The organism is Brevundimonas sp. (genome assembly GCF_032107865.1).
Classification (GTDB): domain Bacteria; phylum Pseudomonadota; class Alphaproteobacteria; order Caulobacterales; family Caulobacteraceae; genus Brevundimonas.
Genome location: NZ_DAMCNG010000106.1, coordinates 1 through 9,675, shown reverse-complemented (window position 1 = coordinate 9,675; position 9,675 = coordinate 1). Strand labels below are relative to the sequence as shown.

The window sequence follows — 9,675 nt, the reverse complement described above, 5'->3', positions numbered from 1 at the left end:
GGCGTCGCGGTAGGCTGCGTGGCTGGCGCGCGCCATCATGAGGTCCGCTTCGGTGCCCACGCCGACGCGGAGGCGGTCATTGCTCAGGCTGACCAGGCGTTCCGCATCGACCGCCATGTCGGCGGCAAGGCGCGCCTGCTGCGCGGCGCCGACTCCCTGGGCCCCCATCGGCAGGAAGGTCTTCTCGTCCCGTCCCGTCGGCCTCAGCCGCACCGCGAAGCGGCCCGGCGGGATCGGCGCGGCGCCGGTTTGCGGCACAGTGCCTGAGAGCGGGAGTTGCCCTGTGCCCGACGACCAGACAATGGAATCCACCTTCGCCTTAATGATGCGGTTGGGGAAGGTCTTCAGCGCGATCTCAGCCTCGTCGCCGGGACGGATATTGCGCAGTTCGTTCTGGGCATACATCGCCAGGATCATCTGTTCGTCCTCGACAAAGGACATCACCGGCGCCATCGGCAATTGCGCGGCGTAGAAGCCGGGACGCAGTTGCGGTTCACGACCGTGCCGTCGGCCGGGGCGCGGTACACCGTCTGATCCAGCTCCCATTTCGCGTAGGCGATCTGGGCCTTGAGCTGCTCGAGAGCGGCGCGCGCCTGGGCGACGTCCGACAGGTCGCCGCTCGGCGTTCGCGCCGAGAGTTTCTGTTGCACCTGCGCGGCGTTCGCCGTGGTCTGCGCGAGATCGGCGCGCAGGCTGGCGACGTCGGTCTGGGCCTGTTGATGGTCGAACGCCGAGCCGGCCCCGGTATGCGCCAGTTCACGGGTCTGCGCTTCGCGCCGAATAGCGAGCGCCAGTTTGGCTTCCGAGGCGGCGCGCGCCGAACGTGCGCCCCTCAGCTGCTCGTTGAGTTCACGCTGGAACGCCTGGGCGGTGTCGAGTTTGGCCTCAAGTTCCGGCTGTTTCGCCTGAAGTTCCTGCAGCTTCTGCTCAAACGGCTCAGGGTCGATCCTGAACAGAACCTGCCCCTTCTTGACCGGGGTGTTCGCTTCGATCGGCACCTCGATCACGCGGCCGGTGACGCGCGGCGTGACCTGCACGACGTAGTTGATCACCCGGACGTCGGGCGAGGAGGGCGCCACGACATTGAGAAATAGGACCAGCGCGGTCAGGCCGATGATCGGCAGGGTGATCACGATCACCTGGCTGACAAAGGTCCAGGGCAGAAGCTTGAACTTGAAAAAGAGCAGCCAGACGATGCCCGCGTAGATCAGTAGGAGGATGATTTCCATCAGGCGCCGCCTTCTTCGATGCTGCGGGGGCTGAGCGCCTGCGCGCCGAGGGCGGCCAACTGCTTCTCGAGAGAGGCGATGCGCAGGCGCAGGTCGCTGGTGTCTTCGGGCGAAGGCGCAGGCGTCGCATGCGGGGCCTCCGCAGGCGTGGGTTCAAGGCCCAGCGCGTCGCCGGCGTGGCCCTGCTCGTCGAGCGTATCCGTACCGTAGGCCATCTTGTGAAACACTGGCCGCGTGTAGGCCCACACCCAGGCGAGGGGCCACAGCAGACCGCCGAACACCAGCGAGAGCAGGCAGAGGATCTTGATCGCGGCGAGTTGTGGATGCTCGCGCTTCTCGGCGATCTTCTCCGGCATGATGTGGACCCACCAGAAGGCGCCGACCAGCACCACTGGCACGATCAGAATGGCGATCCACGAAATGACGTTGGCGGCAGAGTCAAGCGCATCGCCTTCCAGGAACGAGGCGTGTGCAGGAGTGCTCCATGCCAACATAAGAAAAACAAGAGAGTAAAACGCCTCATCGCCCGGTTCCTCTGCAAGGGAAGGGCAGATCGCCCTGCACTTCAGTTGCGCTTAGCGGAGGTGAGCGAAAAATCGCTTCATATCTTATTGGCTAAGATGGCGCCCGTCAGAAGCGGAAGGCGGCCTTGATCCAGAACTTGTCGCCCTGAGGACGGTTCTCGGCGTGGAATTCGTGCTGCCATTGGGCGGTGATGGGGACGTTGCCGACGACGTAGCGGACCAGAGGGCCCAGCGCGAAGGCCTCGCCGCGCACGCCGTCGGGTCCGACGCGGGCGCCGGCGATCTTGTCGTCGGTGGTCTGGCGGTAATAGTAGCCGGTCAGGCCCAGCGTCAGCTTGCCGGTGGTGTAGGCTACGGCCGCGTCGGTGTGCAGGCTCTGGCCCGACTTGTAGTCGGTGTCGTCATTGGTGGTGTTGAAGTCGTACATCACCTTGGCCGAGGCTTCCCATCCTCCGCCCGGCTGGGCGTAGGTGGCGGCGAAGACCGGCTCGAACGTCCAGTAGTTGCGGCCGATGTTGGCCAGGTCGCCCGCCTTGTAGTCGCCGGTAGGGATGAAGGTGTCGACCGTAGCGACCAGGTTCCAGTCGCCCTTCTTCCAGCCCAGCACCAGGGGGCTGACGATGATGTCGCCGAGGCCGAAATTGCTCTGGCTCTGTCCGCCCGCCTTCACGTCGAGGTTGACGACGGGGATCAGGGCGTGGGCGGCGACCGTGGCGCCCAGGAAGGTCTTGTCGCTGACGTGGACCACACGGGCGATGTTGGCGAAGGCGTTGAGCGAGAAGTCCGGGACCAGGTTGTCGCCGTTGCCGTCGTTCAGCCGGTCGGCGGTGTAATAGTTGGTGTAGGTCAGCAGATAGGTTCCGGGCGGCGGCAGTTGCGCCACGCCCAGGGATTCCGCGCCGTCGGCATAGGCCGTGCCCCGCGTTTCGCCTGCATGGGCTGCGCCCGCGAACCCGATCGCCAAACTGGCGGCCATCATGGCGGTGGTGAGCTTCAGTGTCTTCATTGTCGTTTCCCTCCCTTGGTTTTTGGGTGCAGGCCGCCGTCCGGCGCGGATGCGCCGGTCGGATACCCGCCCGTTTTTTGTTGAGCCGCGCCCCCTCAGACGCAGCGTTTCGGCGTCAGATCTTGCGGAACAGGGGCGAGCGCGCTGTGGCCTCGGCGTCGCCCGCTGTCAGGAACCGCTCCATGAAGATGTCCCGCTCGAACAGGCGGCCCTTCATCAGGGCGATGACGCCCGCCTCGATCATCTGCGGCGGCCCGCACAGATAGGCCTGACAGCCGCTGAACCGCCCTTCGAACAGCCGTTCGGCCGCTTCGTGGACGTATCCAGTCTCGCCGTCCCAGACGTCGTCGGCCTCGGGCTGGGAGACGGCGGGGACGTAGCGGAAGTTGTCGTGTTCGGCTTCCAGCTGACGGAACAGGTCGCCGAAGTGCAGGTCGCAGGGCCGCCGTCCGCCGTGCAGCAGGGTGATCGGCTCGGAATAGCCCTGTTCCAGAAGGTCCAGGATCATGCCCTTGGGGCTGGACAGACCCGATCCGCCCGCCAGGAAGATCAGCGGCTTCTCGGCCGAGCGCCGGACGTAGAAACGCCCCAGCGGGCCGGTGAAATTCAGGCTCTCGCCCGTCTTCAGTTCGTCATGCAGCCAGGCGGTTCCGGCGCCGCCGGGGACGCGGCGGACGTGCAGTTCGATCAGGTTCGGCTCGGTCGGGCTGCTGGCGATGGAGAAGGCGCGCGTGCCCTCGATGCCCGGCAGACGCAGGTTGACGTACTGTCCCGCCTGAAAGTCGAGCCCTTCGCCGTCCAGCCGCAGCCATAGGCCGAGGATGTCCGGCGTGATCAACTCGCGGCGCTCGACCACGCCGACGAAATCTCTGACGGCGATGCGGCGGGCGTCTTCGTCCTCATCGACGTCGGCCTCGATGACCGTGTCGGCCAACAGCATGGCGCTGCAGGCCAGGGTCTTGCCGTCGTCCCGCTCGAAATCCATCAGGGCGAAGGGAGAGGCGCCGCCGTGATCGACTTCGCCTTCCAGCACCTCGACCTTGCAGGTGCCGCACAGGCCGTGGCCGCAGGCGTGGGGCAGCCAGACGCCGGCCCGAAGGCAGGCGTCCAGCAGGGTCTGACCGGGCGCGACCTCGATGGTCTCGCCGATCGGTTCGATGGTCAGGGTCGGCATGGGCGTGTCCTCAGGCCGTGGCGGAGGGGCCGGTCCAGAAGCGGATCAGCGACTTGTGGCCGACGCCCTGATCGGCCAGCGACAGGGCCGGATCGGGCGTCCAGTCGGCGCCGTCCAGCATCCAGCGGGCCTTGGACAGGTCGACATCGGCCCATTCCGGATCCACCGCATAGAGGGACGGCAGGATCTCTCCGGTCAGGGCGGTGAAGGGCGTCTGCGGCGGCAGGGGCAGGGTGATCGCCGAGCAGAAGTTCAGATGCTCCTCCCAGTGGACATAGACCAGCTGGGCGCCATTGAAGTTCTCGACCCGGTCGCGAACGGGGCCGGTGTAACCGGGATGTAGGCTTGCGGTGGCCATGGGGCTGTCCTCCTATTCCGCCGCGACCGGGACGGCGGGGCGGCGCCCCTCCATCCAGCGGTTCCACTGATCTTCTTCGGGGGATCCGGCGTAGTCCATGTTATCGGCCCCCTGGTTGATGTGGTACCAGTCCAGAACCTCGGGCAGGGTCGCCCCGCCGCAGTTACCCTGGAAGATCTGGTGCACGGGCAGCCAGGCCTGGGCGTACTTCTCCGGTTCGTGGTCGAAGATGTCCTTGCAGCCGTCCGAACAGGTGTGGAACTTGTCGCCGCCGTGTTCCGAGACGCGGAAGCTGATAGTGTTCGGATCGCCCACCTCGGTGAAGGCCATCGGGATCTGGCAGACCTGACACAGCTGAGGCAGGCCGTTGTTGTAGAAGCGTTTCCCTTCGTCAGCCTGTTCGCGCCACTTGCGATAGCGCGGCTCATAGTGCTGGGCGAAGGTGTCCGGATATTTCTCGCGCAGCCAGGCCATGTGGGCCTCGTCGATGTCCCAGGTGTGCATGGCCGCAGCGTGGGTGTAGTTGTAGAAGATGCCCCAAGCCTGGTGCGTCATGTGGCCCTTTTCGGCCTTGGCGACGTCGGCGTATTTCGGCTCGCGGATGCCATAGCGGGCCAGGTCGGCGAACAGGGCGCCGCCCGCCTGCTCATAATAGGTCTCCCAGGCTTCGCTCCAGGACATGACCTTCTTGGGCAGCATGTAGTCCATCATCATGCCGACCAGAGACAGCAGGCGGTAGCCGCGCCAGAACCACTTGTCGATCCAGCCCTGGACGATCGGCACATTGGCCTCGTCCTGTTCCAGCAGGAAGCGGACGGCCTCTAGGCCCAGCGTCATGTGGCGGCTCTCGTCTGACTGGGCCGAGAAGCCGAACGTCACCGTCGCCATGTCGCCGTTGTAGGCCGCGCCCGACATGAAGGGCACGAACAGCAGATTGGTCAGGACGTATTCGAAGGCGAAGCTGATCGAGGTCAGGAACTCGAACGGCCCGGCGCTGGTCGCATCGTCGAAGAAGGACTTGGGCACCGACAGGTACCACAGGCGGTCATGCATGTGGGCGAAGTCATGGATGCCGTCGAAATACTTGTTGTAGTGGCTGATGGTGTGGATCTGCGTCTGGCAGTGACGCAGCTCGTCGATCGACTGCATCTGGGCCGCCACGCGCAGGCCCGCGCCCGGCAGGTGCCGCGCCAGGTGGGCGAAGTGGCGGTGCGCCTGATACTCCAGCGGCGTCACGCCCTGGATGAACAGCTTGACCGCGTTCAGATAGCGCGCGTCGGTGATGCCCAGCTGGCCGTTGTTCTGGGCCATGGAGTCGATGACGGCGTAGAGCTTGCGCTCCTTCTCCGCCTGGAACTTCCAATAGGCGTCCATGGTCAGCTTGAAGGGGTCTTCCCAGGCGTCCCAGTCGTGGATCTTGATCCCTTCATATTTGGCGAAGGGGAAGATGTCGTCGGCGCTCTGATAGGTCGGTTTCCAATCCAAACCTCGCGTATAGGCGCCGTATTTCTGCTTCAGGCTCATTTTGCGCGGGGTCATGCCTATCTCCAGAAGATGATCAGAGAGCCGTCGTCCTCGTCCACCGAACCGGACAGGGAGATGACGCTGAGGTGGATTTCCTGAGGATCCCAGTCGCGGCCCAGGCGTTCGGAAACGCTCTCGGCGCGGATTTCCAGCCGACCGGGGCAGTCGATCTTGGTCATGGCCGGGAAGGGGTTGCTCTGGGCCTCGGGGTTGTCGGCCAGGATGGCTTCGATGATGGCGAAGCCGTCCTGGGTGTTCTGAATGCTGATGGAAACGGGCTTGATCATGCCGCCATCTCCCGGGCTTCAAGGGCGTTCAGGCCGACCATCCGTTCGCGCAGGCGCGCGCCGACGGCATCAAGGGCGGCGTCGCCTTCGTCGCCCAGCACCATGGCGGCGATCGGGCGGACGGCCTCTTCGGCGCGGACGGACCAGCGCTCGAACCACTCGCCCAGGACAATGCGGTTGGCGTCCGATTCAGCGGCCGCCGCCTTGATCACGGCATCGGTCCAGCGGCTGTTGTCGGCGAACCAGTCGCCGAGGAAGCCGGTCATCATCGACAGGGGCGCGCCGTTGTGCGCGGCGCCGGCGCGATCGAAGGCGCCGGTGACCAGCGGATAGATGTAGCCGTCCAGCACGATCAGCTGGGCGACATACAGCTCGAACCAATCGTGGACGACCATCTGGTCTTCAGCCAGGCGGCGCAGGGGCTGCCAGACATCGGCTTCCAGCCATTGCGTCTTGGCGTCGGCCAGGGCGCTCTCGGTTCCCTGGCCCAGCAGCAGGCCGATGCGCGAGATGACCTGGGCGATGCCCAACCGATCGGCGCCGCAGAAGGCCGCCGCCGAGGTGATCTGGGTTCCATAGCCCCAGTCGGCCATCAGCTGGCAGTTCATGTTCGCCGCCCATTCGACATGGCGCAGCGGCAGCAGATAGGCGGCGAACAGGTCGCGCCAGGCCGGATCAACGCCGGCGACCAGATCGCGCTTCTCGACGAAGTTCACCGCGTCGTCGAACGACTGCTGCATGGCCGCGCGGCTGATGTTGTAGGAGGCGTAGTAGAACTGGCGAGGGTCGCGGAAGACGTACCAGTCGTTCATCACGATGCGCGTGCGGCGCGGGTCGTACAGCTCGAACTGCGGCGAATAGGTCGGCCGATAGTGGAAATTGGCCGTCGGCTGGACGTCATAGGTGGCCTCTTCATAACGGGAGGCGGGCTTGTCGACGCCGAAGCGCCGCGCGATGTGCGAGAAGGTGTGACGCCGCGGCGTGATCGCCTCAGCTTTGAGGTCGATATTCATTGTGACGCTCCAACAGGCTCAGGGGCGACGGCGGGGCCGTCCTTGACGAGGCGCAGCACGGCGTGGCTGGCGGCGGGATCGGCGGCGGTCACCAGACAGCCGTTCTCCAGGCAGAACTCTCGGAAGGCGATGACCGGCAGGACCAGTTCGACGCTCAGGTCGGGGTCGCCGTAGATGAAGTCGAACTCCACGATGCCGTTGTCCGTCAGGTTGCGGACGACGGTCTGGAGCTTGGGGCGACCGCTCGAAAACGGGCTGGGTCGCGTGGTCAGGCTGGGCGCCGCTGTCATGTTCGTTTCCTGGGTTGGACCGCTTTTCGCGGTTCGTTGTTCCGTTCCCTGAAACGAAGACTGTCGGAGGGTCTGATAATGGGCCAATACAAAAAGGGCAGAGTCTGATGCCTTTTGGTTATTGCCTTGCGGGCGGGCGTCAGGCTCTGATGTTGGAATGAAACGCTCGCCGAAGCCGGAACCTCTGCCCCGCGCCGTCCTTTCGGGCGTCGATGTGCGGCGTCTGCGCTATTTTCTTGCCGTAGCCGAAGAACTGCACTTCGGCCGGGCGGCGGAACGGCTTTACATCGCCCAGCCCGCCCTCAGCCGTCAGATCGCCAGCCTGGAAAACGCCATCGGCGCCCTGCTGTTCGACCGCAGCCGCAGCGTCATCCAGCTGACCCCGGCGGGCGAGGCCCTGCTGCCGCGCGCCCGCGACATTCAGGCGCGGGTGGCTGACGCCGTGCGGGTGGCGCGCCGCGCGGCCGAGGGGCTGGTCGGGGTGATCCAGGTGGGCTTCGTCGGCTCGGCGACCTTTTCGATCCTGCCGGGCGTCTTCAACGCCTATCGCGAACAGTATCCCGAGGTCGAACTGGTGCTGCACGCCATGAATACGGCCGAGCTGCGGGTGGCGCTGCGCGACCGCTCCATTGACGTGGCCTTCGCCCGGCCGGGCATTCAGGATCCCGACATCGTCAGCGAGGTGGTTCAGCGCGAGCCGCTGATCGTGGCCCTGCCGGACACCGACGTCCTGGCCGAACAGAGCCACATCGCCCTGGCCGATCTGGCGGTGCGGCCCTTCATTCTATACCCGCGCCAGCCCCGGCCCAGCTTCGCCGACCATGTGCTGGACCTGTGCCGGACCGAAGGCTTCACCCCCGAGATCGCCCAGGAGACGCTGGAGATCCAGACCGCCCTGTCGCTGGTGTCGGTGGGGGCGGGGGTGTCGCTCGTGCCGGAATCGACCTCGGAGGCGCAGTTGCACGGTGTCGCCTACCGGCCCCTGTTGGGGCAGGAGCGGGAGACGCAGTTGAGCCTGGCCTATCTGCGCGACAACCGGTCCTCGGTGCTGGGCGGCTTCTGCGCCCTGGTGCGCGAACGCACCCGCAGCCAGATCAGGCCGAGAGGAAGCTGAGCACGGCCCCGGCGAAGGCGTCGGGCTGTTCGACGTTCGACAGGTGGGCGCCGTCCAGCACCTTCAGCTGGGATTCTGGAATGGCCTTGACCAGGGCGGCGGCGTGGTCGGGCGGGGTGGCCGGATCAGCGTCGCCCGAGATGACCAGTGTCGGCGTTTCAATCAGTCCGCCCAACCGTCTCAGGTCCATGTCGCGGATGGCGGCGCAGCACCCGGCGTAACCCTGCGGCGAGGTCGACAGCAGCCCGGCCTCGATGACGGCGACCGGACCGGGCGCGCGGGCGGCGAATTCCGGCGTGAACCAGCGCGCGACCGAGGCCGCCGCCAGCGGCGCCATCCCCTGTGACAGGGCGCTGGCGATGCGGGCGTCCCATGCCGAGGGCGGCCCCATGAAGGCCGAGGTGTTGGCCAGCACCAGACGCTCCAGCCGTTCGGGGGCGCGCACCCCCATCCACTGGCCGATCATGCCGCCCAGCGACAGCCCGCAGAAGGCGACGCGCTCAAGCGCCAGCGCGTCCAGCAAATCCACCACGTCGCGGCCCAGCCGGTCGAGGCCGTAGGCCCCCGCAGGCGCATCCGAGGCGCCATGCCCCCGGCTGTCGTAGCGCAAGACCCGGAAGCGGGCGGAGAAGGCGGCCATCTGGGCGTCCCACATCTCCATCCGCGTGCCCAGAGAGTTGGACAGCAGCAGCACCGGCGCGTCTTCAGGCCCGTCAAACCGCCAGGCCAGACGGCAGCCGTCGCCGACGGTGATGTGTTGCTCGCTCATACCCGTTCCACGATCATGCCGATGCCCTGACCGACGCCGATGCACATGGTGCAAAGGGCGTAGCGGCCGCCGGTGCGGTGAAGCTGCTCCACCGCCGTCATGACGATGCGGGCGCCCGACATCCCCAGCGGATGGCCCAGGGCGATGGCGCCGCCGTTGGGGTTCAGGCGCGGATCGCGCGGATCGACCTGAAGCTCCTGCAGCACGGCCAGCGCCTGCGCGGCGAAGGCTTCGTTCAGTTCAATGACGTCCATGTCGGCCATGCTCAGGCCGGTGCGGCCGAACAGCTTGCGCGTCGTCTCGACCGGACCGACGCCCATGATGCGCGGCGCCACGCCCGAGGCCGCCATGGCCACGACGCGGGCGCGCGGGGTCAGGCCGTGGGCG

General features: G+C 66.3%; 12 protein-coding genes and 1 pseudogene. 1 reads left to right on the top strand and 12 read right to left on the bottom strand.

The genetic code is table 11. The annotated features are described in order from the left end of the window. From RT567_RS10055 to RT567_RS10010, 10 genes are all read right to left on the bottom strand, one after another. Positions 1 to 441: hypothetical protein (locus RT567_RS10055; protein WP_313576239.1), on the bottom strand; the 441-nt coding region annotated here is incomplete at its 3' end. Continuing rightward, positions 441 to 1,229, bottom strand: a complete 789-nt coding sequence (locus RT567_RS10050) for a biotin/lipoyl-binding protein (RefSeq protein WP_313576237.1) — start codon at positions 1,227 to 1,229, stop codon at positions 441 to 443. The genes RT567_RS10055 and RT567_RS10050, both read right to left, overlap by 1 nt. Beyond that, positions 1,229 to 1,723 (bottom strand): DUF3302 domain-containing protein, encoded by a 495-nt coding sequence (locus RT567_RS10045; protein ID WP_313576235.1) that lies wholly within the window; start codon positions 1,721 to 1,723, stop codon positions 1,229 to 1,231. The genes RT567_RS10050 and RT567_RS10045 overlap by 1 nt, the downstream gene beginning before the upstream one ends. Positions 1,724 to 1,859: 136 nt before the next feature. Further along, the gene (locus tag RT567_RS10040; protein WP_313576233.1) at positions 1,860 to 2,759 is read right to left on the bottom strand and encodes a transporter; all 900 of its coding nucleotides are present in this window, start codon (positions 2,757 to 2,759) and stop codon (positions 1,860 to 1,862) included. A gap of 115 nt (positions 2,760 to 2,874) precedes the next feature. After that, positions 2,875 to 3,933, bottom strand: a complete 1,059-nt coding sequence (locus RT567_RS10035) for a 2Fe-2S iron-sulfur cluster binding domain-containing protein (RefSeq protein WP_313576232.1) — start codon at positions 3,931 to 3,933, stop codon at positions 2,875 to 2,877. A gap of 10 nt (positions 3,934 to 3,943) precedes the next feature. Further along, positions 3,944 to 4,291, bottom strand: a complete 348-nt coding sequence (locus RT567_RS10030) for a phenol hydroxylase subunit P4 (protein ID WP_313576230.1) — start codon at positions 4,289 to 4,291, stop codon at positions 3,944 to 3,946. A 12-nt stretch (positions 4,292 to 4,303) separates the two neighbouring features. Continuing rightward, positions 4,304 to 5,830, bottom strand: a complete 1,527-nt coding sequence (locus RT567_RS10025) for an aromatic/alkene/methane monooxygenase hydroxylase/oxygenase subunit alpha (RefSeq protein ID WP_313576228.1) — start codon at positions 5,828 to 5,830, stop codon at positions 4,304 to 4,306. A 2-nt stretch (positions 5,831 to 5,832) separates the two neighbouring features. Further along, complete coding sequence (locus RT567_RS10020; protein WP_313576226.1) at positions 5,833 to 6,102, bottom strand: MmoB/DmpM family protein; 270 nt, start codon at positions 6,100 to 6,102, stop codon at positions 5,833 to 5,835. Beyond that, a complete protein-coding gene (locus RT567_RS10015) occupies positions 6,099 to 7,115 on the bottom strand; it encodes a phenol hydroxylase (RefSeq protein WP_313576224.1) in 1,017 nt (338 codons plus the stop codon). Before RT567_RS10015 ends, RT567_RS10020 begins: the two co-directional genes overlap by 4 nt. Continuing rightward, positions 7,112 to 7,405: a phenol hydroxylase subunit gene (locus RT567_RS10010; RefSeq protein ID WP_313576222.1), complete on the bottom strand. Its 294-nt coding sequence runs from the start codon at positions 7,403 to 7,405 to the stop codon at positions 7,112 to 7,114. Before RT567_RS10010 ends, RT567_RS10015 begins: the two co-directional genes overlap by 4 nt. A 157-nt stretch (positions 7,406 to 7,562) precedes the next feature. Between RT567_RS10010 and RT567_RS10005 the strand changes: the two genes are divergently transcribed. Next, a complete protein-coding gene (locus RT567_RS10005; protein ID WP_313576220.1) occupies positions 7,563 to 8,519 on the top strand; it encodes a LysR family transcriptional regulator in 957 nt (318 codons plus the stop codon). Here the strand turns inward: RT567_RS10005 and pcaD are convergent. Together pcaD and RT567_RS09995 are read right to left on the bottom strand one after the other, a co-directional pair. Next, complete coding sequence (pcaD, locus tag RT567_RS10000) at positions 8,500 to 9,288, bottom strand: 3-oxoadipate enol-lactonase (protein WP_313576218.1); 789 nt, start codon at positions 9,286 to 9,288, stop codon at positions 8,500 to 8,502. The genes RT567_RS10005 and pcaD overlap by 20 nt on opposite strands. Continuing rightward, a pseudogene (locus RT567_RS09995) lies at positions 9,285 to 9,675 on the bottom strand (3-oxoadipyl-CoA thiolase); the annotation flags it as partial. The gene pcaD and the pseudogene RT567_RS09995, both read right to left, overlap by 4 nt.

What these genes read in the sequence shown, in the direction of transcription:
- RT567_RS10050 (WP_313576237.1), bottom strand. Translation starts at nt 1,229, where the DNA reads ATGGAAATCATCCTCCTACTGATCTACGCGGGCATCGTCTGGCTGCTC.
- RT567_RS10045 (WP_313576235.1), bottom strand. Translation starts at nt 1,723, where the DNA reads ATGTTGGCATGGAGCACTCCTGCACACGCCTCGTTCCTGGAAGGCGAT.
- RT567_RS10040 (WP_313576233.1), bottom strand. Translation starts at nt 2,759, where the DNA reads ATGAAGACACTGAAGCTCACCACCGCCATGATGGCCGCCAGTTTGGCG.
- RT567_RS10035 (WP_313576232.1), bottom strand. Translation starts at nt 3,933, where the DNA reads ATGCCGACCCTGACCATCGAACCGATCGGCGAGACCATCGAGGTCGCG.
- RT567_RS10030 (WP_313576230.1), bottom strand. Translation starts at nt 4,291, where the DNA reads ATGGCCACCGCAAGCCTACATCCCGGTTACACCGGCCCCGTTCGCGAC.
- RT567_RS10025 (WP_313576228.1), bottom strand. Translation starts at nt 5,830, where the DNA reads ATGACCCCGCGCAAAATGAGCCTGAAGCAGAAATACGGCGCCTATACG.
- RT567_RS10020 (WP_313576226.1), bottom strand. Translation starts at nt 6,102, where the DNA reads ATGATCAAGCCCGTTTCCATCAGCATTCAGAACACCCAGGACGGCTTC.
- RT567_RS10015 (WP_313576224.1), bottom strand. Translation starts at nt 7,115, where the DNA reads ATGAATATCGACCTCAAAGCTGAGGCGATCACGCCGCGGCGTCACACC.
- RT567_RS10010 (WP_313576222.1), bottom strand. Translation starts at nt 7,405, where the DNA reads ATGACAGCGGCGCCCAGCCTGACCACGCGACCCAGCCCGTTTTCGAGC.
- RT567_RS10005 (WP_313576220.1), top strand. Translation starts at nt 7,563, where the DNA reads ATGAAACGCTCGCCGAAGCCGGAACCTCTGCCCCGCGCCGTCCTTTCG.
- pcaD (WP_313576218.1), bottom strand. Translation starts at nt 9,288, where the DNA reads ATGAGCGAGCAACACATCACCGTCGGCGACGGCTGCCGTCTGGCCTGG.